The organism is Nocardioides sp., assembly GCF_030150155.1.
Classification (GTDB): domain Bacteria; phylum Actinomycetota; class Actinomycetes; order Propionibacteriales; family Nocardioidaceae; genus Nocardioides.
Genome location: NZ_JASLGR010000053.1, coordinates 1 through 22,301 on the forward strand (window position 1 = coordinate 1; position 22,301 = coordinate 22,301).

The following is a 22,301-nucleotide window of genomic DNA, read 5'->3' on the forward strand; positions in this document are numbered from 1 at the left end:
CAGGCAACCGTGCAGGTGACGACGACGCTGAAGTCCTACAGGCCGCCGGTGATGGCCGACATCTACGGGTGCGGCGCCGACGTGCCGACCTATCTGCGCTCTACCTGACCGGCCATGCCCCCGTCCCGCATCCAGCTGCAAATTTGGGAGTCATCATTTGTTTGCGCAGTGGTAACATTGCCGGGTGCACGGTTCCTCCTGGGACCGTGTATTGCTGCATTAAAGGCCGAGAGCAGGACGGCCGCACGCGGGGAGCGGCCCGGACACCCGGCGAATAAAGACTTACGCGACTAACGCGGAACGACAATACGAGGAGCAAGACGAGATGACGGATACTCAGGTGACCTGGCTGACCCAGGAATCACATGACCGACTGAAGGCTGAGCTCGATCAGTTGATCGCCAACCGTCCCGTCATCGCCGCGGAGATCAACGACCGCCGCGAGGAGGGCGACCTGCGCGAGAACGGCGGATACCACGCCGCCCGCGAGGAGCAGGGCCAGCAGGAGGCCCGCATCCGTCAGCTGCAGGACTTGCTCAACAACGCCAAGGTCGGCGAGGCGCCCAAGCAGTCCGGCATCGCACTGCCCGGCTCGGTGGTGAAGGTGTACTACGACGGCGACAAGTCCGACACCGAGACCTTCCTGATCGCCACGCGCCAGGAGGGCGTCAAGGACGGCAAGCTCGAGGTGTACTCGCCGAACTCACCGCTGGGCGGCGCTCTGATCGACGCCAAAGAGGGCGAGACCCGCACCTACACCGTGCCCAATGGCAACACCGTCAAGGTCACGCTGATCAGCGCGGAGCCCTATCACGACTAGGCGTTCGGCCTAGCCAGATGGGGGCGACCCGCTTCGCCCGGCTCCGCCCCCGCGCGATCGCCACTAAGCCAGCGCTTGCTCGAGGTCGCCGATCAGGTCGGTGATGTCTTCGATTCCGACCGACAGCCGCACCAGGTCGTCGGGCACCTCCAATTGCGACCCCGCGGTCGACGCGTGGGTCATCGCGCTGGGGTGTTCGATCAGCGATTCGACCCCGCCCAGCGACTCCGCCAGGATGAACACCCTGGTGCGGGCGCACAGTTTCTGCGCCGCGCCGCGGCCGCCCCGCATGCGCACCGAGACCATGCCGCCGAACTGACGCATCTGCCGGGCCGCGACCTGATGGCCGGGGTGCTGTGGCAGGCCGGGGTACAGCACCGCGCTCACCGCGGCGTGTTCGGACAGGAATTCCGCTACGGCCGTGGCGTTTTCGCTGTGCCGCTGCATGCGCAGCACCAACGTCTTCAGGCCGCGGATGGTCAGGTAAGCGTCGAACGGCCCGGGCACCGCGCCGGCGCCGTTCTGCAGGAAGGCGAAAGCCTGGTCCAGTTCTTCGTCGCGGGTGATCAACGCGCCGCCCACCACGTCGGAGTGGCCGCCGATGTATTTGGTGGTCGAGTGCAGCACGATGTCGGCACCCAGGGTCAACGGTTGCTGCAGCGCGGGCGAGGCAAAAGTGTTGTCCACCAACACCTTTGCCGAACTCTCCTGGCCCACGCCCGACAGGGCGGCGATGTCGGCGATGGACAGCAGCGGGTTCGTCGGCGTCTCGACCCAGATCAGCCGGGTCTGCGGCGTGAGCGCGGCGCGAACGGCGTCCAGGTCGTGCAGCGCCACCGGCGTGTACCGGATGCCCCACTGCGTGAACACCTTGTCGATCAGGCGGAAGGTGCCGCCGTAGGCGTCGTTGGGGATGACCATGTGGTCGCCGGGGCGCAGGATCGAGCGCAGCGCCGCGTCGGTGGCGGCCATGCCCGAGGAGAACGCGCGACCGTGCGCGCCGCCCTCCAAGGCCGCCAGGGCGCTCTCCAGGGCTTGGCGGGTCGGGTTGCCGGTGCGGGCGTACTCGAAGCCGCCGCGCAGCCCACCGACGCCGTCCTGGGCGAAGGTCGAGCTGGCGTAGATCGGCACGTTGACCGCGCCGGTGCGCGGGTCGGGCTCCTGGCCGGCGTGGATGGCGCGGGTGGAGAATCCGGCGGTGGAGCCCGCCGTGGAGGAGGTGTGGTCGTTCATCAGATCTGCATTCCCAGGAGGTCGTGGCGGGTCAGGACGCCCAACGGCTTGCCGTCGTCGATCACCATCAGGGCGTCGGAGGTGGTGAGGAGCTCGTGCGCCTCGGAGGCGAGCTGGCCGGCACCGATCAGCGGCAGCGGCGGCTCCATGTGGTCGGCGACCGCGTCGGTGAGGTGGGCGCGACCGGTGAAGACCGCGTCGAGCAGTGCCCGCTCGCTGACCGAGCCGGCGACCTCGCCCATCACCACGGGCGGCTCGGCGCCGACGACCGGCATCTGCGAGACGTTGTACTCGCGCAGGATCTCGATGGCGTCGCGGATCGTCTCGGCCGGGTGGGTGTGGACCAGGGCCGGCAGCTGCCCGGACTTGGCCCGCAGCACCTCGCCGACGGTCGGTGTGCTGACCGCGTCGCCCTCCAGGGTGGTCCGCAGGAAGCCGTAGGAGCGCATCCAGTCGTCGTTGAAGATCTTCGACAGGTAGCCGCGGCCACCGTCGGGCAGCAGCACCACGATCACGGCGTCGGGGTCCGATTCCTTGATCCGCTCGGCGACCTTCGCCGCCGCGACCACGGCCATCCCGCAGGAGCCACCGACCAGGAGGCCCTCCTCGCGGGCCAGCCGGCGGGTCATCTCGAACGCGTCGGCGTCGGAGACGGCGATGATCTCGTCGGGCAGGCTCGGGTCGTACGCCGTCGGCCAGAAGTCCTCGCCGACGCCCTCGACCAGGTACGGACGCCCGGTGCCCCCGGAGTAGACCGACCCCTCGGGGTCGACGCCGATCACCTTCACCGCGCCGTCGCTGACCTCCTTGAGGTAGCGACCGGTGCCGGTGATGGTGCCGCCGGTGCCGACTCCGGCGACGAAGTGGGTGACCTTGCCCTCGGTGTCGCGCCAGATCTCCGGACCGGTGGTCTCGTAGTGCGAGCGCGGGCCGGCCGGGTTGGAGTACTGGTCGGGCTTCCAGGCACCGGGCTGGGAGGCGAGCCGGTCGGAGACGTTGTAGTACGAGTCGGGGTGCTCCGGTGCCACCGCGGTCGGGCAGACCACCACCTCGGCGCCGTAGGCCTTGAGCACGTTGCGCTTGTCCTCGCTGACCTTGTCCGGGCACACGAAGATGCACTTGTAGCCGCGCTGCTGGGCGATCAGGGCCAGCCCGACACCGGTGTTGCCGCTGGTCGGCTCGACGATGGTGCCGCCGGGCTGGAGCAGCCCGGCCGCCTCGGCGTCGTCGACCATCGCAGCGGCGATCCGGTCCTTGCTGCTGCCACCGGGGTTGAGGTACTCGACCTTGGCGGCGACGGTCGGACCGGACGGGACGACATGGTTGAGTCGCACGAGCGGGGTGTTGCCCACCAGCTCCACGACGTTGTCGGCGATGCGCATGGCGCCCATCCTTTCAGGCCGACGGTAGGGATGGGGTGCGACTCGGCTCCGGATGCTGCACTTCGAGCTCGGCGCCGAGGGCCACCAGCAACGGCTCGGCACCGTGCGCGGCGACCAGCTGGACGCCCAGCGGGAGCCCGGCTGCGGTAAACCCCCACGGCAGCGCGAGCGCCGGGTTGCCGAGCACGTTCCACAGTGCCGTGTACGACGCCATCGGCGCGGCTCGACGCAGCGCGGTCACCACGTTCGCGCCGGTCAGCTGCCCGACCGGGACGGCCGGGAACGGGGTGGTCGCGGTGAGCAGCACGTCGTACGCGCCTTCGCCGTGGAAGAGCGCCGCGCCGAAGGTGTCGCCGACGTGGGCCCCCTTGCGCTCGGCCCAGCGCCCCAGCCCGGTGGTGAGCCGCCCCAGCAGGGCCAGCTGGCGGGTGCGCCGCTCCAGGTCGCGGGGCCGCTCGACCCGGCGGGCCTCGTCGCTGACCCCGCCGAGCATCTGCACCCCGAACGGGACCGTCACGTTCGGGTAGGTCGGCTCCTCGTAGACCACGGTGTGGCCCAGCGCCGTCAGGACCGTGGCGACCTGGTCGATCGCGGTCAGCGTGTCCGCGTCGGCGCGCGGCCCGACGGTGGGGTTGTCGAGTGCGACGCAGACTCGCAGCGCACGGGTCGTCCCGGTGGTGAGCGCGTCGGTCAGGGTGGTGTGCCAGGGGCGGGCGTGGAAGCGGTCGGCGGGCGTCGTACCGGCGACGACGTCGTAGACCAGGGCGGTGTCGGCGACCGTGTGGGTCAGCGGGCCGAGGGTGCCCAACGCGCGCCACAGGTCGGTGTACGGCGCTGCCGAGACCCGCCCCCGGGTCGGCTTAAGCCCGACCAGTCCGCACCAGCTGGCCGGCAGCCGGATCGAGCCGCCGCCGTCGCCGCCGATCCCCATCGCGACCATGCCGGAGGCGACCGCCGCGGCGGTGCCGCCGCTGGAGCCCGCCGTCGAGCGGCTCAGGTCCCAGGGGTTGCGGGTGACGCCGTGCGCCTCGGTCTCGGTGAACGGCCAGATCCCGAACTCGGGCATGTGGGTCTTGCCCACCACGACCGCACCGGCCGCGCGCAGCAGCCGGACCACCTCGCTGTCAGCGGGGACCGGGGTGGTCGAGGCGCGGCCGCCGTACGCCGTGGGCGCGCCCGCCACGTCGTTCTCGTCCTTGATCGCGATCGGTACGCCGTGCAACGGGCCGCGCAGGGTCCCGGCACGCTGCTCGGCGTCGAGGGTGCGGGCATCGGCCAGGGCAGCGTCGGCGCGGAGCGCGACGAAGGCGTTGATCTCGGGCTCGAGCGCCGCGATCCGTTCCAGGGACGCCTGGGTCAGGGACTCGGCGGTCGCGGCGCCGTCGCGGACCGCGGCGGCCTGGGCGAGGACTGTCGGGAACGGGCCGGGCGGGGGAGCCATGACCTCATTGTGGGGGCTGGGTCACAGAAGTCCACGCAGGTACGCGGCCTGGCCCAGGTGCTGGGTGTCGTCGTTGATCACGCTGACCAGGCGGACCCCGAGGGTGACCGGGGGAGTCCAGCGGGTGTCGACCACGCGGTCGAGGTCCTCGGCGCCGAGGGTGTCGAGGAAGGCCGTGGTGGCAGCGTGCACGGCGGCGGCGTACGCGCTCAGCAGGTCCGCGCTGACCCGGACCTGACCGACCTCGTCGCTGCTCTGCCCGTAGCCGGTGGCACCGACGGCGAACGGCAGTGCGAACCGGTCGGCGAAGCCCTGCGCGGTCCACACCTGCTCGGTCCCGGCGACGTCGGCGACGTGGTCGTCCTGGACCCGCAGCAGATGCCAGACCAGCCAGCCGATCGAGTTCGCCTCGGGGGCGATCCGATGGGCGAGCTGGTCGGGGGAGAGCCCGTCGAGAAGGCCGGGCAGGTCCTCGGCGACACGTCCGAAGCCGTCGGCGAGCACAGCGATGGGAGTCATCTCGCCACCGTACGCCGCAGGGTCAGCGGGCCGGAACGAACTTGTCGTCGGTCTTCATCGCGAACGCGAGGATCTGGTCGGTGTCGTAGGTCCGGCCGGGGTGGGCCTCGGCCAGGTGGGCCTGCACCGTCGTGACGAAGGAGTCGTCGAAGTCCACGATCCGCTCGCCGCACGGGCAGCGCAGTGACATTGCCATAGAACAAGTTTCAGGTCTGGGGTGGGTCGCTGTCCAGGAAATGCCACAGACCGGGCCCACCTGAGTGGACCCGGCCTGTGGTGATCCGGCGTGGATCTGTTGTGCCCCCGGCAGGATTCGAACCTGCGGCACCTGGTACCGGAAACCAGTGCTCTATCCCCTGAGCTACGGAGGCAACACGTCGATCCGGCTTGCGCTGGTCGATGCGGGATGACACTACACGGCACCGGCCCCGAGGGTGGAAACGGGTGCCACTCCTGGGCCTGCGGCGGGCTCTCAGCCCGCGACCGCGACCCCGGCGGAGGCGAATGCGATGTCCTGCTCGACGGTGCCACCGGACACTCCGACGGCACCGACCAGGTCACCGTCGACGTGCAGCGGCAGGCCGCCGCCGAGGGTGGTGGCCTCGGGCAGGCGCCGGACCAGCTGCTCCCACAGATCGGGGTACGTCGTCCGCATCGCGCCCAGGGCCTCGGTCGGTGCTCCCATCCGGGCAGCCGTGGCGGCCTTGGCCCGGGCGACGTCGGCGGTGAACCAGCGGGCCCCGCTGCGGATCAGCAGCAGCGGGTCGGCGTGCTCGTCGACCACCACGACGCTCACGGCACAGCCGGCCTCGCGCGCGGCGTCGAGGACGGCGTCGGCGATCCGCTGGGCACGAGCGAGAGCGGGCGTGGTGGCGTCGGCCACTGTTCCTCCAGGGGTGGGACGTCGAGGTCGGCGGGGTACCGGCACCGGCGACGATAACTCGGTGGCGCCTCGCCGATAGGCTGGGGGTCGTGACCCCTGAACAACTGTCCTCCGCGATCGTCGACGTCTTGACGAGCCTTGTCGACGAGGGTGCGCTCACCCTCCCCGACGGCGTCCCTGCCACCGTGACGGTGGAGCGACCGCGAGCCAAGGGGCACGGCGACTACGCCACCAACGTGGCGCTCCAGCTGGCCAAGAAGGCCGGGGTCGCGCCGCGCGACCTGGCCACCACGCTGTCGGAGCGCCTGGCCACCATCGCTGGCGTCGCCGGTGTCGAGATCGCTGGTCCGGGCTTCCTCAACATCACCGTCGAGGCCGGGGCCCAGGCCGAGGTCGCGGCCCAGATCCTGGCGGCCGGCACGACGTACGGCAACAACGACGCGCTGGCCGGCGAGAACATCGACGTGGAGTTCATCTCCGCCAACCCGACCGGTCCGCTGCACCTGGGCCACACCCGCTGGGCGGTGCTCGGCGACGCCATCGCCCGGGTGCTGCGTGCGGCGGGGGCCGAGGTGACCCGGGAGTTCTACATCAACGACCGTGGCGTCCAGATGAACCACTTCGCCAACTCGATCATCGCCTCGGCGCTGGGGCTGCCCAAGCCCGAGGACGGCTACGCCGGTGCCTACGTCGATGACCTGGCCCGTGCTGTCGGCGACGCCGTCCCCGGCATCTTCGACCTGCCCGAGCCCGAGCGTCTGGCCGCCGTGCGGGCCAAGGGCTACGAGCTCCAGCTCGCCGAGCAGCAGGCCCAGCTCGACCACTTCAACACCCACTTCGACGTCTGGTTCAGCGAGCTCTCGCTGCACGAGTCCGGCCTGGAGGGCGGTGTCCCCGACACCCTGGCCAGGCTCAAGGACCTGGGCCACGTCTACGAGTCCGACGGCGCGCTGTGGATGCGCACCACGACGTTCGGCGACGACAAGGACCGTGTCCTGATCAAGTCCGACGGCGAGCTCACCTACTTCGCCTCGGACACGGCGTACTACCTGAACAAGCGTCGCCGGGGCTTCGACCGCTGCATCTACCTGCTCGGTGCCGACCACCACGGCTACGTGGGTCGACTGCGGGCGATGGCGGCCTGCGTCGGGGACGACCCCGACCGCAACATCGAGGTGCTGATCGGCCAGCTGGTCAAGATCATGCGCGACGGTGTCGAGGTGAAGCTCTCCAAGCGTGCGGGCAACATCGTGACCCTCAACGAGCTCGCCGAGGAGATCGGCGTGGACGCGCTGCGCTACTCCCTGGCGCGCTACCCGGCCGACAGCCCCCTGACCCTCGACATCGCCGAGATCACCAAGTCGTCCTCGGACAACCCGGTCTACTACGTCCAGTACGCCCACGCCCGGATGAGCTCCATCCTGCGCAACGCGGTCGACCTGGGCATCGAGCCGGCCACCGATCACCTCGAGCTGCTCGCGCACGACGCCGAGGGCGAGCTGCTGCGCGCCCTGGCCGAGTTCCCGCGGGTGGTGGCCAGCGCGGCCAACCTGCGCGAGCCGCACCGGGTGGCGCGCTACCTGGAGGAGACGGCCGGGATGTACCACCGCTTCTACGACCACTGCCGGGTGCTGCCGATGGGCGACGAGGAGGTCGGTGACCTGCACCGCGCCCGCCTGGCGCTGGTCGCCGCGACCCGGATTGTGCTCGCCAACGGTCTGGGCCTGCTGGGCGTCTCGGCGCCGGAGCGGATGTGAGCGGGCACGCGTCGCCGGGCAGCTTCACCGGTACGTCGCCGGTGTGGCTCTCCGAGCCCGAGGACGTCAATGCGCTGATGCCGCAGCTGTGGTCGAGCACGGCCACCAAGGTCGACGGCGACCTGCACATCGGTGGTGTCGCGATCCCGGAGCTGGTCGCCAACATCAACACCCCGGCGTTCATCCTCGACGAGGCCGACTTCCGCGCCCGCGCGGGTGCCTTCCGTGACGCCTTCGCCGGCTTCGACGTGTACTACGCCGGCAAGGCGTTCCTGTGCACCGAGGTGGCCCGGTGGGTGGCCCAGGAGGGGCTCTGCCTCGACGTCTGCTCCGACGGTGAGCTGACCGTCGCGCTGCGGGCCGAGGTGGACCCGGCCCGGATCGGCTACCACGGCAACAACAAGACCGCGATGGAGCTGCGCCGCGCCGTCGTCGCGGGCGTCGGCCGGATCATCGTCGACTCCTTCGACGAGATCGACCGGGTGCTGGCGCTGGGCGCCGAGATCGGCGCCCAGCACCCGATCCGGGTGATGGTCCGCGTCACCGCCGGGGTCGAGGCCCACACCCACGAGTTCATCGCCACCGCCCACGAGGACCAGAAGTTCGGCTTCTCGATCGCCTCGGGCGACGCCTTCGAGGCGGCCAGCCGCCTGATCGGCCGTCCCGGGGTCGAGCTGCGCGGCTTCCACTCCCACATCGGCTCCCAGATCTTCGACTCCTCCGGATTCGAGGTCGCGGCCCGCCGGGTGCTCCAGCTGCAGGCGAAGGTCGCCGCCGAGCTCGCCGCCGAGCTGCCCGAGATGGACCTGGGCGGCGGCTTCGGCATCGCCTACACCAGCCAGGACGACCCGCGCACGCCGCAGTTCCTGGCCGGCGAGCTCACCCGGATCGTGGCCGGTGAGTGCGCCGCGCTCGGCCTGGCGGTGCCGCACCTGTCGATCGAGCCCGGTCGGGCCATCGTCGGCCCGGCGATGTGCACCGTCTACACCGTCGGCACGGTCAAGCAGGTCACCCTCGACGGTGGCGCCAGCCGGACCTACGTCAGCGTGGACGGCGGGATGAGCGACAACATCCGCACCGCCCTGTACGACGCCGACTACTCCGCGACCCTGGCCAGCCGGCTGTCCGACGCCGCGCCGACCCTGGCGCGGATCGTGGGCAAGCACTGCGAGTCGGGCGACATCGTGGTCAAGCACGAGTTCCTGCCCAGCGACATCGCCCCCGGCGACCTGGTCGCGGTTCCGGCCACGGGTGCCTACGGCCGGTCGATGGCCTCGAACTACAACCACGCCCTGCGGCCCCCCGTGGTCGCCGTCGGCGAGGGCGCGGCACGGGTGATCGTGCGGCGTGAGACCGTCGACGACCTGCTCGCCACCGACCTCGGATGAACCGCACCTCCGAGCCGGTGTCGACCGATTCGGTCCGCGGTTGGCTGCCCGCGCAACACGCGCGCTCCATCGCCGATAGGCTTTGACCCATGCGTCCCCTCAATGTTGCGGTCCTCGGCTGCGGGTCAGTCGGGTCCCAGGTCGTGCGACTTCTCCAGGAGCAGTCGGCCGACCTCGCCGCTCGGGTCGGAGCGCCGTTGAACCTCGTCGGCGTCGCCGTACGTCGTCTCGACGCGCCCCGAGAGATCGAGCTGCCCGACGAGTTGCTCACCACCGATGCGGCGGCCCTGGTCGCCCGCGAGGATGTCGACCTGGTGATCGAGGTGATCGGCGGCATCGAGCCGGCGCGCACGCTGATCCTCAGCGCTCTGGAGCACGGTGCGAGCGTGGTCACCGCCAACAAGGCGCTGCTGGCCGAGGACGGCCCGACGCTCTTCGAGGCCGCTGAGAAGGCGGGCCGCGACCTCTACTTCGAGGCCGCCGTCGCCGGGGCGATCCCGATCCTGCGTCCGCTCCAGGAGTCCCTGGTGGGCGACCGGGTGCTCAAGGTGATGGGCATCGTCAACGGCACCACCAACTTCATCCTCGACAAGATGGACACCTTCGGTGCCGGCTTCGAGGAGACCCTGGCCGAGGCCCAGGAGCTGGGCTACGCCGAGGCCGACCCGACCGCCGACGTGGAGGCGTTCGACGCTGCCGCCAAGGCCGCGATCCTGGCCTCGCTGGCGTTCCACACCCGGGTCACCGCCGCCGACGTGCACCGTGAGGGCATCGTCGAGGTCACCGCGACCGACGTCGCTTCGGCCAAGGCGATGGGCTCGGTGGTCAAGCTGCTCGCCATCGCCGAGCTCAAGGACGAGGACGTCTCGGTCCGCGTCCACCCGGTGATGATCCCGCGCACCCACCCGCTCGCGAACGTCCGCGAGGCGTTCAACGCCGTCTTCGTGGAGGCCGAGTCGGCCGGGCAGCTGATGTTCTACGGCCGTGGTGCTGGCGGCGCCCCGACCGCCAGCGCTGTCCTGGGCGACCTGGTCACCGCGGCGCGTCACGTCGTCGGCGGCTCGCGCGGCACGGGGGAGAGCGCCTACGCCGAGCGCGCGATCCTGCCGATGGGCGAGACCATCACCCGCTACCACCTCTCGCTCGACGTCGCCGACAAGCCGGGTGTCCTGGCCAGCGTCGCGCTCACCTTCGCCGATCACGGCGTTTCGATCCAGACCGTGCGCCAGGAAGGGCGGGGCAACGACGCCCAGCTCGTGGTCGTGTCGCACGAGGCCACTGACGCTCAGCTGGCCGCCACTGTGGAAGCCCTGCGGGGCATGGAGACCGTTCGCGGCGTCACCAGCGTGATGCGCGTTGAAGGAGAACTGAAGTGAGTGCCGACAAGAGCCCCGTGACCCACCAGTGGCGCGGCGTCATCGAGGAGTACCGGGACCTCCTCGACATCCCGGCGGGCACCCCGGCGATCACCCTCGGGGAGGGTGGCACCCCGCTGGTGCGCTCGCGCTGGCTCTCCGAGCTCGCCGGTGGTGAGGTCTGGCTCAAGGTCGAGGGCCAGAACCCGACCGGCTCGTTCAAGGACCGCGGCATGACCGCCGCGATCTCGGTGGCGGTGCACGAGGGCGCCAAGGCGTGCGTGTGTGCCTCGACCGGCAACACCTCGGCCGCGATGGCGGCGTACGCCGCCCAGGCCGGGATCACCCCGATCGTGCTCGTCCCCGACGGCAAGATCTCGGCCTCCAAGATGGCTCAGGCCCTGGTGCACGGCGCCCTGGTGATCCGGGTGCGGGGCAACTTCGACGACTGCCTGACCCTCTCGCGCGGCCTGGCCGAGAAGTACCCGGTCGCCCTGGTGAACTCGGTCAACCCGGTCCGCCTGGAGGGTCAGAAGACCGCCGCCTTCGAGGTCGTCGACCGTCTCGGCGACGCCCCCGACTTCCACCTGATGCCGATCGGCAACGCCGGCAACATGAGCGCCTACTGGCTCGGCTACCAGCAGTACGCCGCCGCGGGCCACGCCACCAAGCGTCCCGTGATGCGTGCCTTCCAGGCCGAGGGTGCAGCGCCGCTGGTGCTGGGTCACCCGGTGCTCGAGCCCGAGACCAAGGCGACCGCGATCCGGATCGGCAACCCGGCCTCCTGGGGTCTGGCCGAGGCCGCCCGTGACGAGTCCGGCGGCCGGTTCAAGGCGCTCTCGGACGACGCCCTGCTCTCGGCCCAGTCGCTGCTGGCCCGCAACGAGGGCGTCTTCGTCGAGCCTGCCTCGGCTGCCGGCGTCGCGGGTCTGCTCGACGACCTGGCCGCCGGTGACGAGGTCGCGGCGGGCTACGCCGGCAAGACCACGGTCATCACGGTGACCGGTCACGGCCTCAAGGACCCGGCCACCGCCCTGGAGTTCTTCGGCGAGGTGCCCGAGATCGTCGTGGACGCGGACATCGAGTCCGCTGCCGCGGCCGCCGGCCTGGTCTGATGCAGGAGTTCGTCGCCGGTCCCGTCGTGGTGACGGTGCCGGCCACCTCGGCGAACCTCGGCCCGGGGTACGACACCCTGGGCCTCGCCCTGGAGTGGCGCGACACCTTGACCGGCTCGGTGATCGAGTCCGGTCTGGAGGTCGTCGTCACCGGGGAGGGCGCCGGGACGGTGGCGCTCGACGAGAGCCACCTGGTGGTGCGCTGCATGCGTCGGGTCTTCGACCTGCTCGGCGGGCAGCCGTCGGGTCTGCGGCTGGAGTGCGTCAACGTCGTACCGCATGCGCGGGGGCTGGGCTCCTCCTCGGCGGCGATCGTGGGCGGGCTCGCGCTCGCCCGGGCGATGGTGGTGGGTGGCGCTGAGCGTCTCGACGACACCGCCCTGTTCGAGATCGCCGCGGAGATCGAGGGGCACCCGGACAACGTGGCGCCCGCCGTCTTCGGCGGCCTGACCGTCTCCGGGCAGGAGGGGGAGACCTTCTACTCGGTCGCCGCCCCGGTCGACCCGCGGGTGGCGGCGGTCGTCTTCATCCCGACCGACGGTGTGGAGACCAAGGTCGCCCGGGGTCTGATCCCGGCGACGGTGCCGCACGCCGAGGCGGCGGCGAACTCGGGCAACGCGGCGCTGCTGATCGCCGCCCTGGCCGGTCGTCCCGACCAGCTGCTGCGGGCCACCCGCGACCACCTCCACCAGGAGTACCGCCGTCCGGCGATGCCGGCCTCGCTGGCCCTGGTCGACGAGCTGCGTGCCGCCGGCGTGCCGGCGGTCGTCTCGGGGGCCGGCCCGACGGTGCTGGCCTTCGTGACCACCGAGGCCGAGGCCGAGGCTGCGCTCGACCACGCTCCTGCGGGCTGGCGCAGCACGCGCCTGGCGGTCTCGGCGGCCGGGGTCAGCTGACCCCGGCCGGTGGTGCGTCGGAGTGGATTTGTGCTTGATGCTCCCGGCCGCTGAGCCGGGTGCTACAGTCGTGCGCGACGCGCCGCCCGTGTCGGCGCCTGCTTCCCAGTGATCCCCACAGATCCGCCCGGCAGGGTGAATGTGGATGGACGGGGAAGCCTGACACCCAAGTCAGCCGCCGTACCTCGGCGCGCTGTGAACGTGGGAAGGACCTCACGTGACGGAAACCACCGCAGCCCCCGTTGACTCCGCTGGCGCCCCCGGCGCCAAGAAGAAGTCCGGCGGGCTCAACGCCATGCTGCTGGCCGATCTCAAGGCGATGGCCGCGGGCATGGGCATCTCGGGGGCGACCTCGATGAAGAAGGCCGATCTGGTCGCCGCGATCAAGGGCGCCCAGGGCGCCGGTCGTCCGGCCCGTGCCGAGAAGGCAGCCCAGTCGGAGAAGGCCGCCCAGGCCGAGAAGACGGCTCCGGCCGAGAGCGCCGCCGAGGCACCGCAGCGCACCCGGTCCCGCGCCCGGTCGGCCGAGGCCGAGCCGCAGGCCGCCGAGGCCGTCGCCGAGCGCACGCGTGCTCCCCGGGCCGAGCGCACTGAGCGGGCTGAGCGCCCCGAGCGCACTGAGCAGGGCGGCGAGCGCCGTACCCAGGAGCGCCAGGGCAACCAGGGCGCCCAGAACAACGCCCAGAACAACGCCCAGAACAATCAGGGCGAGCGGCAGAACCGTGACGCCGGCGCCCAGGCCAACCAGGAGCGCCAGGGTAACCAGAACAACCAGGGCGCCGAGCACGACGGCGAGGACGGCAGCTCGCGCCGCAACCGCCGCCGTCGGGGCCGTGACCGTGACCGCGAGCGTCCGGGCCGCGGCAACGGCCCGCGGGGCGACGTCGACATCGAGGTCCGCGAGGACGACGTGCTGGTGCCGGCCGCCGGCATCCTGGACGTGCTCGAGCAGTACGCCTTCGTCCGGACCTCGGGCTACCTGCCGGGGCCCGACGACGTCTACGTCTCGCTGCCGATGGTGCGCAAGCTCGGCCTGCGCCGCGGCGACGCGATCACCGGCCAGGTGCGCCAGCCGCGTGAGGGCGAGAGCCGGCAGAAGTTCAACCCGATGGTCCAGATCGACACCGTCAACGGTGCCGACCCGACGCTGGCCGCGAACCGCCCCGACTTCGCCAAGCTCACCCCGCTCTACGCCAGCGAGCGGCTGCGGATGGAGACCGACGCGACCAACATGATCGGGCGCGTGATCGACATCGCCGCTCCGGTCGGCAAGGGCCAGCGCGGTCTGATCGTCTCCCCGGCCAAGGCCGGCAAGACGATGATCATGCAGTCGATCGCGAACTCGATCACGATCAACAACCCCGAGTGCCACCTGATGGTCGTCCTGGTCGACGAGCGTCCCGAGGAGGTCACCGACTTCGAGCGCAGCGTCAAGGGGGAGGTCATCTCCTCGACGTTCGACCGCCCCGCCTCGGACCACACCCTGGTCGCCGAGCTCGCCATCGAGCGCGCCAAGCGTCTGGTCGAGCTCGGCCATGACGTGGTCGTGCTGCTCGATGGCATCACCCGCCTGGGGCGGGCCTACAACCTGGCCGCCCCGGCCAGCGGCCGGATCCTCTCCGGCGGCGTCGACTCCGCGGCGCTGTACCCGCCGAAGAAGTTCTTCGGTGCTGCCCGCAACATCGAGAACGGCGGCTCGCTGACCATCCTGGCCACGGCTCTGGTCGAGTCGGGCTCGAAGATGGACGAGGTGATCTTCGAGGAGTTCAAGGGCACCGGCAACATGGAGATCCGGCTGCGCCGCGACTTCGCCGAGAAGCGGCTCTTCCCGGCGATCGACGCGATCTCGTCGGGCACCCGCCGCGAGGAGCTCCTGATGAGCAAGGACGAGCTCCAGATCGTGTGGAAGCTGCGCCGGGTGCTCTCCGCCCTCGACGGCCAGCAGGCACTCGAGCTGCTGCTGGAGCGGTTGAAGAAGACGCAGAGCAACATCGAGTTCCTGATGCAGGTCCAGCACACCACGCCGGGCCCGGAGAACTCCTGACCCGTCCCGAGGCTCCCTGACGTGTAGGTTCAAGGGGTGACAGTTCCCCTGATCGTGGTCATGGGAGTCTCGGGCTCAGGTAAATCGGTGGTGGGGGCTGCGCTGGCGCAACGCCTGCGCGTCCCCTTCGCCGACGCCGACGACTTCCACCCCCAAGCGAACATCGACAAGATGCACGCGGGTCATCCGTTGGATGACCATGACCGGCATCCCTGGCTGGAACGGCTCGGCGAGTGGCTGCACGCCCATCACACCACCGGTGGGGTGATGGGCTGCTCGGCCCTCAAGCGCAAGTACCGCGACCAGCTGCGCCACCATGAGCCCCGGATCGAGTTCCTCCATCTCTCCGGGAGCCGCGACGTGATCGCGGAGCGTCAGGCCAGCCGGCCGGGCCACTTCATGCCCAGCTCGCTGCTGACCTCGCAGTTCGAGACCCTCGAGCCGTTGGAGCCCGACGAGCACGGCGTCGTGATCGACGTCGGCCAGTCCGTCGACGACATCGTCGAGGCCTACCTGAGGAGTGCCGATGAAGCTCGCTGACGCCGCCGCCCTGGCAGAACCCGTCGCCCCCGGCTGGCAGCTCGTCGTCGCGGCGCTGATCGGCATCGCCGTCATCGTCGGCCTGATCATCTGGATGAAGCTGCACCCGTTCCTCGCGCTGATGATCGGCGCCCTGGTGGTCGGCATCGTGGCGGGGGAGAACGTCGCCACCGTGGTGACCAGCTTCTCCAACGGGGTCGGTGCCACCACCGCCGGTGTCGGCATCCTGATCGCGCTCGGTGCGATGTTCGCCAAGGTGCTCGCGGACACCGGGGGAGCCGACCAGATCGTCGACACCATCGTCGGTCACTCCTCGCCCAAGGCGCTGCCGTGGGCGATGGCGCTGGTCGGCGCCATCATCGGCCTGCCGATGTTCTTCGAGATCGGTCTCGTCCTGCTGATGCCGGTGATCTACCTGGTCGCCCGCCGGGCGCAGGTCTCCCTGATCACCGTCGGCGTTCCGGCGCTGGCGGGCCTGTCGGTGATGCACGGCCTGGTGCCGCCCCACCCCGGCCCGCTGACCGCGGTCCAGGCGCTCAACGCCGACCTCGGCCTGACCATCGCCTTCGGCGTGATCGCGGCGATCCCGACCGTGATCGTCGCGGGCCCGCTCTTCGGCCGGATCGCCGGTCGCTGGGTCGACGTACCGGCGCCCGAGCGCTTCGACACTGCGGAGAAGTCCGAGCGCCGTCCCGGCTTCGTGATCACGATGCTCTCGGTGCTGCTGCCGGTGGTGCTGATGCTCGGCAAGGCACTCGTCGACATCTTCGAGAAGAACGACAAGGCCGAGATCCGGCAGGTCTTCGACATCCTCGGCAACCCGCCGATCGCGCTGCTGATCGCCGTGATCGTCTCCTTCTTCACCCTCGGTCGCGGTGCCGGCTTCGGCCGCGAGAAGCTGTCCAAGACGGTCGAGTCGGCCCTGCCGGGCATCGCCGGCATCCTGCTGATCGTCGCCGCCGGCGGTGGCTTCAAGCAGGTGCTGGTCGACTCCGGCATCGGCACGGTGCTGGCCGACTGGGCCAAGGGCGCCAACATCTCGGTGATCCTGCTGGCCTGGGTGCTGGCGGTGCTGATCCGTCTGGCCACCGGCTCGGCGACGGTCGCGACCATCACCGCGAGCTCGCTGGTCACCGGCCTGGTGGCGGGGATGTCGAACTCCGAGGTCTCCCTGGTGGTGCTCGCCGTCGGTGCGGGATCGCTCTTCTTCAGTCACGTCAACGACGCCGGCTTCTGGCTGGTCAAGGAGTACTTCGGCCTGACAGTGCCCCAGACCCTCAAGACCTGGTCGGTGATGGAGACGTTGCTCTCGGTGATGGGACTGGTGATGGTGCTGCTCCTCAACTTGGTTGTGTGAGGCGCGGTCCCTAAACTTGTGACGTTCCGGCTCCGGTTCACCTTCGCGCGACCTGCACGTTGGACCCGGCGCCATCACCGAAGGAGCGATGAGGCTATGAAGGCTGACATCCACCCGCAGTACAACGAGACCCAGGTGACCTGCACCTGCGGCGCCTCGTTCACCACGCGCAGCACCCTGAGCAGCGGCACGATCCGCGCCGACGTGTGCTCGGCGTGCCACCCGTTCTACACCGGCAAGCAGAAGATCCTCGACACCGGCGGTCGCGTCGCGAGGTTCGAAGCTCGTTACGGCAAGAAGTAACTGCTTCACGGAACACCGGCCCCAGCGGGGCCGGTGTTTCCCATTTCGTCCATTTTCTTCGCAGGATCAGCGCAGGGTCAGCCGGGGACGGCGGGAGAGGTCATGTTCGAGGCAGTCGAAGGGCTCATCAGCGAGCACCACGAGATCGAGGGTCGCCTCGGAGCACCGGAGGTCCACTCCGACCCCCGCCTGGCCAAGCAGCTGAACCAGCGCTACAACCAGCTCTCCGCGATCATCGCCGCCTACCACCACTGGCTGGGGCTGGGCGATGACATCGAGGCCGCCGACATGCTGGCCCACGAGGACGAGAGCTTCGCCGCCGAGGCCCAGAGCCTGCGCGAGCAGCGCGCCGAGGCCGAGGAGCGGCTGCGCCGCCTGCTGGTCCCGCGCGACCCGTCCGACGACAAGGACACCCTGCTGGAGATCAAGTCCGGCGAGGGCGGCGAGGAGTCGGCCCTGTTCGCGGGCGACCTGCTGCGGATGTACTCCCGGTTCGCCGAGCACGAGGGCTGGCGCACCGAGATCATCGACGCCGCCGAGTCCGACCTGGGCGGCTACAAGTCCGTCACCGTCGCGGTGAAGGCCAAGGGCACCCCGGAGCCGGGGCGGGCGCCGTACGCCCTGCTCAAGTTCGAGGGCGGTGTGCACCGCGTCCAGCGGGTCCCCGTCACCGAGTCGCAGGGGCGCATCCACACCTCCGCGGCCGGCGTCCTGGTGATGCCCGAGGCCGAGCAGGTCGACGTCGAGATCCACGACAACGACCTGCGGATCGACGTCTACCGCTCCTCGGGGCCGGGCGGTCAGAGCGTCAACACCACCGACTCGGCGGTGCGGATCACGCACTTGCCGACCGGGATCGTGGCGAGCTGCCAGAACGAGAAGTCGCAGCTGCAGAACAAGGAGCAGGCGATGCGGATCCTGCGCTCGCGGCTCCTGGCCGCGGCCGAGGAGGAGGCCGCCGCGGCCGCCTCGGACGCGCGCCGGTCGCAGATCCGCACGGTGGACCGCTCCGAGCGGATCCGGACCTACAACTACCCGGAGAACCGGATCTCGGACCACCGCACCGGCTACAAGGCCTACAACCTCGACCAGGTCCTCGACGGGGACCTCGGTCCGGTGCTCGACTCCGCGGTCGAGGCCGACCTGGCGGCACGTCTGGCGGCGCTGGAGTCGTGAGCAGCCGTCGCGACCTGCTCTTCGACGCCGCGACGCTGATGCGCGCCGGAGGGGTCTCCTCCCCGGCGGTCGACGCCGAGATCCTGCTCTCCTTCGTGCTCGGGGTGGAGCGCTCGAACCTGATCCTGGTCGACGACGTCGACGCCGAGGCCACCGCCCGGTTCGAGGCGCTGGTCGCCCGCCGCGCCGCCCGTGAGCCGCTGCAGCATCTCACCGGCGTCGCCTACTTCCGGTACGTCGATCTCCTGGTCGGACCGGGCGTGTTCGTGCCCCGCCCCGAGACCGAGCTGCTCGCCGGCTGGGTGATCGACCGGATCGGGCCTGGCTCGGTGGTGGTCGACCTGTGCACCGGCTCGGGGGCGATCGCCAAGGCGATCAAGAACGAGGTGCCCGAGGCCGAGGTGCACGCCGTCGAGCTGAGCGCCGACGCGTTCGCCTGGGCCGAGCGGAACCTGGCGGGCACCGGGGTCGACCTGCGCCTGGGTGACGCCTTCGAGGCGTTCGAGGAGCTGACCGGACGCGTCGACGTGGTGGTCTGCAACCCGCCGTACATCCCGCTGGAGGCCTGGGAGTCGGTCGCCACCGAGGCCCGCGACCACGACCCGCATCTGGCGCTCTTCTCCGGCGACGACGGCCTGGACGCGATCCGCCTGCTGGCAGTGCGTGCCGCCGACCTGCTCGTTCCCGGCGGCCTGGTCGCCGCCGAGCACGCCGACGAGCAGGGGCCGAGCGCACCGAACGGGGGAGCGGCGGCGGTCTTCGCCGCGACCGGACGCTGGAGCGAGGTCCGCGATCACGAGGATCTGGCGGGCCGTGCGCGCTTTGTCACGGCGAGGCTGGCACGATGACCCCTATGGCTCAGCGTCTGCCCACCCAACCCGCCGACCATCGCGAGGAGGCCGTCGGCGCCGCCGCCGACGCGCTGGTGCGCGGTGAGCTGGTGGTGATGCCGACCGACACGGTCTACGGCATCGCCGCCGACGCGTTCAGCCCGGTCGCCGTGCAGGCGCTGCTGGACGCCAAGGGTCGTGGCCGGACCATGCCGCCGCCGGTGCTGATCAGCGAGATCGCGACGATGGACGCTCTCGCCACCGCCGTTCCGGCCTGGGCCCGCGACCTGGCCGCGACGTTCTGGCCCGGCCCACTGACCCTGATCTTCCGCGAGCAGTCCTCGCTGCAGTGGGACCTGGGGGAGACCCGCGGCACCGTCGCGGTGCGGGTGCCCGACCACGAGCTGGCCCTCCAGCTGCTGGAGCGCACGGGTCCGCTCGCGGTCAGCTCGGCCAACCTCACCGGCCGTCCGGCCGCCACCGACGCCGACGCCGCCGAGGAGATGCTGGGCGACAAGGTCGCCGTCATCCTCGACGACGGCCCCACGCCGGGTGACCTGCCCTCGACGATCATCGACGCCACCACGGCGACGCCACGCGTGCTCCGCCTCGGTGCGCTCTCGCTCGACGATCTCAACCGGGTCCTGGCCGAGCACGGTGAGGTCGTCTCCGACCCTTCATGAACATCACCACGACACCGCAGGGCCGGGAGGCCGGATGAGAGCCTTCCTCCTGGTCTTCCTCGTCGCCGGCTCGGTGACGTACCTGCTCACCGTCATCGCGCGCGAGATCGCCCTGCGCACCGGCGCAGTGGCACGGGTGCGCGACCGCGACGTGCACGACGAGCCGATCCCGTACATGGGCGGGGTGGCCCTCTTCGGGGGCCTGCTGGCCGCCTACCTGGTGGCCCGCCAGCTCCCGTTCGTCTCCAACGGCTCACCGTTCATCACCCGTGATGCCGGAGCGGTCCTGATCGCCGGGGCGGTGATCTGCCTGGTCGGCGTGGTGGACGACATCGTCGAGCTCGACGCGCTGACCAAGCTCGGCGGGCAGGTGATCGCCACCGCGATCCTGATCGGCTTCGGGATCCAGTACTCCTGGATCCCGACCGGCGGGGACAAGGTCTTCTCCCTGGACCCGTCCCAAGGGGCGTTACTGACCGGGGTGATGGTGATCGCCACGGTCAACGCGGTGAACTTCATCGACGGCCTCGACGGGCTCGCCGCGGGGGTGGTCGGGATCGGGGCGCTGGCCTTCTTCGCCTTCTCCTACAGCCTCTCGCGGGTCAACGAGGTCGACCGGGCCACGACCCCCGCCCTGCTCTCCGTGGCCCTGGCAGGGGCCTGTGCGGGCTTCCTGGTGCACAACTGGAACCCAGCCAGGCTCTTCATGGGCGACTCGGGGTCGATGCTCATCGGCCTGGTGCTCTCGGCCAGCGCTGTGTCGCTGTCCGGCACGACCTTCACCTCGGGCCAGCTCAGCCGGGGCGCCGGGGGAGCGTCGTCCAGCCTGCTGCCGACGTACCTGCCCCTGGTCCTGCCCCTGACGATCCTGATCGTCCCTCTGGTCGACCTGGTGATGGCGATCGTACGACGCACCCGTGCGGGTCGCTCGCCGTTCTCGCCCGACAAGCAGCACCTGCATCACCGCCTGCTCGAGATCGGCCACAGCCAGCGCCGTGCGGTCCTGATCATGTGGCTGTGGGCCGGACTGATCGCGTTCGGCTCGGCGTTCGCCGCGCTCTACGCCGGTCCGATCATGTGGGGCACCCTGGCCGCCGGCCTCGCCGTGACCCTCGCGCTGACCTTCCTGCTGCCCAAGTGGAAGAACCCGAATGCCGCTCTGGATCGATCAAGTTAGGACTCCCTGACCGCTTGTGCTAACTTTCACAAGCACCCCGTTCCGAGGTGCCACACCCCATGACAGTTGAGAGAGACGGCCGCCCCGCGATGACGACCGACACACGTCGCACGTACGTGCTACGAGGTGCCCTCTCCTGGTCCGCCGCCCCCGTGATCCTCGCGATCGTGATCGGTGCGCTGGTGGATGCGGGGGCCGGAGCCGCCGGTGCCGCCATCGGTGGGATCGTGACGATGATCGTCCTCGGCGTGGGCACCTGGCTGGTGGTCAAGGTCGCCAGCTCCTCGCCTGCCGCCTCGCTGATCGTGGCGCTGTGTGTCTTCACCGCTCAGGGAGCGCTGCTGCTGGCCACACTGGCGATCGTCTCGGCCGCCTTCGACCGGACCCACCTAGCCTGGTCGGCGGTCGCCGTCATCGCCGTGACCATGGTCTGGACGAGCGCCTTCGGGTATTTCGTCCGCAAGGAGCGCATCCCGCTCTTCGACCTGTCGGGGTCGGGTTCTTCGTGATCACCCGGGCCTGCTATCGTCCGCCCCGACCGGGTGAGGCTGAGAACCGCCTGAATTCCCGTCGTACTTTCCGTTACATGAACCAGGAGACCGCGTGAGCTCGCTCGCCACGATGATCCACGCTGAGGAGTTCCACGCTCCCGGCCCGGCGATCTTCGACCTGCCCCCCATCTTCGGCGACGTCACCAAGCCGATGGTGCTGGTGGTCCTGTCGGCCGTGATCGCTGTGGGTCTGTTCTACGCGATGTCCCGCAAGGCCGCGGTCGTGCCGGGTCGTCTGCAGTTCGCCGGCGAATACGTCTACGACTTCGTCCGCAACTCCATCGCGCGGGACAACATCGGCGGACACGACTACATGAAGTTCGTGCCGTACCTGTTCGGTGTCTTCATCTTCGTGCTGGTGAACAACTTCTACGGGGTCATCCCGTTCGTGCAGTTCCCGTCGATGTCCCACATCGGCTACCCGATCGCCCTGGCGCTCGTGACGTGGCTGATCTACAACGGCGTCGGCATCGCCAAGCACGGCTTCTTCGGCTACCTCAAGCACCAGACGGTCCCTGCCGGCATCTCCGGCCCGATCCTGATCGCCCTGGTGCCCCTGGAGTTCTTCTCCAACATCATCGTCCGGCCGTTCACCCTCGCGCTGCGTCTCTTCGCGACGATGTTCGCCGGTCACCTTCTGGTGGCGCTGTTCTCGCTGGGTGGCGCCTACCTCCTGCTCCACTACAACCCCGTGGCCGTCGGTTCCATCTCCGGCATCGCGTCGTTCCTGCTCGCCATCGGCGTGAGCTTCCTCGACATGCTGGTGATGTTCCTCCAGGCCTACGTCTTCACTCTGCTGTCCGCCATGTACATCGGCAGCGCCATCGCTGACGAGCACTGAGCTCGTCACC

The 22,301-nt window shown here is 70.3% G+C and carries 22 protein-coding genes and 1 tRNA gene; 16 read left to right on the forward strand and 7 right to left on the reverse strand.

What is annotated here, in order from left to right:
* The first annotated feature begins 325 nt into the window (after positions 1 to 325).
* The gene (gene greA, locus Q1V88_RS16500; RefSeq protein ID WP_300682405.1) at positions 326 to 820 is read left to right on the forward strand and encodes a transcription elongation factor GreA; all 495 of its coding nucleotides are present in this window, start codon (positions 326 to 328) and stop codon (positions 818 to 820) included.
* 63 nt (positions 821 to 883) lie between these two features.
* On the opposite strand, the gene Q1V88_RS16505 is transcribed toward greA, so the two are convergent.
* The 7 genes from Q1V88_RS16505 to Q1V88_RS16535 form a co-directional block, all read right to left on the reverse strand.
* Complete coding sequence (locus tag Q1V88_RS16505; RefSeq protein WP_300682406.1) at positions 884 to 2,053, reverse strand: cystathionine gamma-synthase; 1,170 nt, start codon at positions 2,051 to 2,053, stop codon at positions 884 to 886.
* Complete coding sequence (locus Q1V88_RS16510; RefSeq protein ID WP_300682407.1) at positions 2,053 to 3,435, reverse strand: cystathionine beta-synthase; 1,383 nt, start codon at positions 3,433 to 3,435, stop codon at positions 2,053 to 2,055. The genes Q1V88_RS16505 and Q1V88_RS16510 overlap by 1 nt, the downstream gene beginning before the upstream one ends.
* 13 nt (positions 3,436 to 3,448) lie before the next feature.
* The gene (locus Q1V88_RS16515; protein WP_300682409.1) at positions 3,449 to 4,876 is read right to left on the reverse strand and encodes an amidase family protein; all 1,428 of its coding nucleotides are present in this window, start codon (positions 4,874 to 4,876) and stop codon (positions 3,449 to 3,451) included.
* A gap of 21 nt (positions 4,877 to 4,897) precedes the next feature.
* Positions 4,898 to 5,395, reverse strand: coding sequence for a DinB family protein (locus Q1V88_RS16520; protein WP_300682410.1), 498 nt, complete (start codon positions 5,393 to 5,395; stop codon positions 4,898 to 4,900).
* A 22-nt stretch (positions 5,396 to 5,417) separates the two neighbouring features.
* Positions 5,418 to 5,591 (reverse strand): hypothetical protein, encoded by a 174-nt coding sequence (locus Q1V88_RS16525; RefSeq protein ID WP_300682412.1) that lies wholly within the window; start codon positions 5,589 to 5,591, stop codon positions 5,418 to 5,420.
* 102 nt (positions 5,592 to 5,693) lie between these two features.
* Positions 5,694 to 5,766, reverse strand: a tRNA-Arg gene (locus Q1V88_RS16530).
* A gap of 101 nt (positions 5,767 to 5,867) precedes the next feature.
* Entirely contained in the window at positions 5,868 to 6,278 is a 411-nt protein-coding gene (locus Q1V88_RS16535; RefSeq protein ID WP_300682414.1) for a heme-binding protein, read from the reverse strand.
* 89 nt (positions 6,279 to 6,367) lie between these two features.
* Between Q1V88_RS16535 and argS the strand changes: the two genes are divergently transcribed.
* From argS to atpB, 15 genes are all read left to right on the forward strand, one after another.
* Positions 6,368 to 8,035, forward strand: coding sequence for an arginine--tRNA ligase (gene argS, locus Q1V88_RS16540; RefSeq protein ID WP_300682416.1), 1,668 nt, complete (start codon positions 6,368 to 6,370; stop codon positions 8,033 to 8,035).
* Positions 8,032 to 9,423 carry a diaminopimelate decarboxylase gene (gene lysA, locus Q1V88_RS16545; RefSeq protein ID WP_300682417.1) on the forward strand — a complete coding sequence of 464 codons (1,392 nt, stop codon included), beginning with the start codon at positions 8,032 to 8,034 and terminating at the stop codon, positions 9,421 to 9,423. The genes argS and lysA overlap by 4 nt, the downstream gene beginning before the upstream one ends.
* Positions 9,424 to 9,512: 89 nt before the next feature.
* Complete coding sequence (locus Q1V88_RS16550; RefSeq protein WP_300682418.1) at positions 9,513 to 10,799, forward strand: homoserine dehydrogenase; 1,287 nt, start codon at positions 9,513 to 9,515, stop codon at positions 10,797 to 10,799.
* Positions 10,796 to 11,893, forward strand: a complete 1,098-nt coding sequence (gene thrC / locus Q1V88_RS16555) for a threonine synthase (RefSeq protein WP_300682420.1) — start codon at positions 10,796 to 10,798, stop codon at positions 11,891 to 11,893. The genes Q1V88_RS16550 and thrC overlap by 4 nt, the downstream gene beginning before the upstream one ends.
* Entirely contained in the window at positions 11,893 to 12,789 is an 897-nt protein-coding gene (gene thrB / locus Q1V88_RS16560) for a homoserine kinase (protein ID WP_300682421.1), read from the forward strand. The genes thrC and thrB overlap by 1 nt, the downstream gene beginning before the upstream one ends.
* A 295-nt stretch (positions 12,790 to 13,084) precedes the next feature.
* Positions 13,085 to 14,833 (forward strand): transcription termination factor Rho, encoded by a 1,749-nt coding sequence (rho, locus tag Q1V88_RS16565; RefSeq protein WP_300682446.1) that lies wholly within the window; start codon positions 13,085 to 13,087, stop codon positions 14,831 to 14,833.
* A 36-nt stretch (positions 14,834 to 14,869) separates the two neighbouring features.
* Positions 14,870 to 15,373, forward strand: coding sequence for a gluconokinase (locus Q1V88_RS16570; RefSeq protein WP_300682422.1), 504 nt, complete (start codon positions 14,870 to 14,872; stop codon positions 15,371 to 15,373).
* Positions 15,360 to 16,730, forward strand: a complete 1,371-nt coding sequence (locus Q1V88_RS16575; RefSeq protein WP_300682423.1) for a gluconate:H+ symporter — start codon at positions 15,360 to 15,362, stop codon at positions 16,728 to 16,730. Before Q1V88_RS16570 ends, Q1V88_RS16575 begins: the two co-directional genes overlap by 14 nt.
* Positions 16,731 to 16,826: 96 nt before the next feature.
* Positions 16,827 to 17,033 carry a 50S ribosomal protein L31 gene (gene rpmE, locus Q1V88_RS16580; protein ID WP_300682426.1) on the forward strand — a complete coding sequence of 69 codons (207 nt, stop codon included), beginning with the start codon at positions 16,827 to 16,829 and terminating at the stop codon, positions 17,031 to 17,033.
* Between the two features lie 102 nt (positions 17,034 to 17,135).
* The gene (gene prfA, locus Q1V88_RS16585) at positions 17,136 to 18,209 is read left to right on the forward strand and encodes a peptide chain release factor 1 (RefSeq protein ID WP_300682428.1); all 1,074 of its coding nucleotides are present in this window, start codon (positions 17,136 to 17,138) and stop codon (positions 18,207 to 18,209) included.
* Entirely contained in the window at positions 18,206 to 19,057 is an 852-nt protein-coding gene (gene prmC / locus Q1V88_RS16590) for a peptide chain release factor N(5)-glutamine methyltransferase (protein WP_300682429.1), read from the forward strand. Before prfA ends, prmC begins: the two co-directional genes overlap by 4 nt.
* On the forward strand, positions 19,054 to 19,722 hold the full coding sequence (locus tag Q1V88_RS16595; RefSeq protein ID WP_366914094.1) for an L-threonylcarbamoyladenylate synthase: 669 nt from the start codon (positions 19,054 to 19,056) through the stop codon (positions 19,720 to 19,722). Before prmC ends, Q1V88_RS16595 begins: the two co-directional genes overlap by 4 nt.
* Before the next feature lie 34 nt (positions 19,723 to 19,756).
* Positions 19,757 to 20,899 carry an MraY family glycosyltransferase gene (locus Q1V88_RS16600; RefSeq protein ID WP_300682431.1) on the forward strand — a complete coding sequence of 381 codons (1,143 nt, stop codon included), beginning with the start codon at positions 19,757 to 19,759 and terminating at the stop codon, positions 20,897 to 20,899.
* A 59-nt stretch (positions 20,900 to 20,958) separates the two neighbouring features.
* Positions 20,959 to 21,408 (forward strand): hypothetical protein, encoded by a 450-nt coding sequence (locus Q1V88_RS16605; protein ID WP_300682433.1) that lies wholly within the window; start codon positions 20,959 to 20,961, stop codon positions 21,406 to 21,408.
* Between the two features lie 94 nt (positions 21,409 to 21,502).
* Positions 21,503 to 22,291, forward strand: a complete 789-nt coding sequence (gene atpB, locus Q1V88_RS16610) for a F0F1 ATP synthase subunit A (protein ID WP_366914095.1) — start codon at positions 21,503 to 21,505, stop codon at positions 22,289 to 22,291.
* The last annotated feature ends 10 nt before the right edge of the window (positions 22,292 to 22,301 follow it).

What these genes read in the sequence shown, in the direction of transcription:
- greA (WP_300682405.1), top strand. Translation starts at nt 326, where the DNA reads ATGACGGATACTCAGGTGACCTGGCTGACCCAGGAATCACATGACCGA.
- Q1V88_RS16505 (WP_300682406.1), bottom strand. Translation starts at nt 2,053, where the DNA reads ATGAACGACCACACCTCCTCCACGGCGGGCTCCACCGCCGGATTCTCC.
- Q1V88_RS16510 (WP_300682407.1), bottom strand. Translation starts at nt 3,435, where the DNA reads ATGCGCATCGCCGACAACGTCGTGGAGCTGGTGGGCAACACCCCGCTC.
- Q1V88_RS16515 (WP_300682409.1), bottom strand. Translation starts at nt 4,876, where the DNA reads ATGGCTCCCCCGCCCGGCCCGTTCCCGACAGTCCTCGCCCAGGCCGCC.
- Q1V88_RS16520 (WP_300682410.1), bottom strand. Translation starts at nt 5,395, where the DNA reads ATGACTCCCATCGCTGTGCTCGCCGACGGCTTCGGACGTGTCGCCGAG.
- Q1V88_RS16525 (WP_300682412.1), bottom strand. Translation starts at nt 5,591, where the DNA reads ATGGCAATGTCACTGCGCTGCCCGTGCGGCGAGCGGATCGTGGACTTC.
- Q1V88_RS16550 (WP_300682418.1), top strand. Translation starts at nt 9,513, where the DNA reads ATGCGTCCCCTCAATGTTGCGGTCCTCGGCTGCGGGTCAGTCGGGTCC.
- thrB (WP_300682421.1), top strand. Translation starts at nt 11,893, where the DNA reads ATGCAGGAGTTCGTCGCCGGTCCCGTCGTGGTGACGGTGCCGGCCACC.
- rho (WP_300682446.1), top strand. Translation starts at nt 13,085, where the DNA reads ATGCTGCTGGCCGATCTCAAGGCGATGGCCGCGGGCATGGGCATCTCG.
- Q1V88_RS16575 (WP_300682423.1), top strand. Translation starts at nt 15,360, where the DNA reads ATGAAGCTCGCTGACGCCGCCGCCCTGGCAGAACCCGTCGCCCCCGGC.
- rpmE (WP_300682426.1), top strand. Translation starts at nt 16,827, where the DNA reads ATGAAGGCTGACATCCACCCGCAGTACAACGAGACCCAGGTGACCTGC.
- prfA (WP_300682428.1), top strand. Translation starts at nt 17,136, where the DNA reads ATGTTCGAGGCAGTCGAAGGGCTCATCAGCGAGCACCACGAGATCGAG.
- Q1V88_RS16595 (WP_366914094.1), top strand. Translation starts at nt 19,054, where the DNA reads ATGACCCCTATGGCTCAGCGTCTGCCCACCCAACCCGCCGACCATCGC.
- Q1V88_RS16600 (WP_300682431.1), top strand. Translation starts at nt 19,757, where the DNA reads ATGAGAGCCTTCCTCCTGGTCTTCCTCGTCGCCGGCTCGGTGACGTAC.
- Q1V88_RS16605 (WP_300682433.1), top strand. Translation starts at nt 20,959, where the DNA reads ATGACAGTTGAGAGAGACGGCCGCCCCGCGATGACGACCGACACACGT.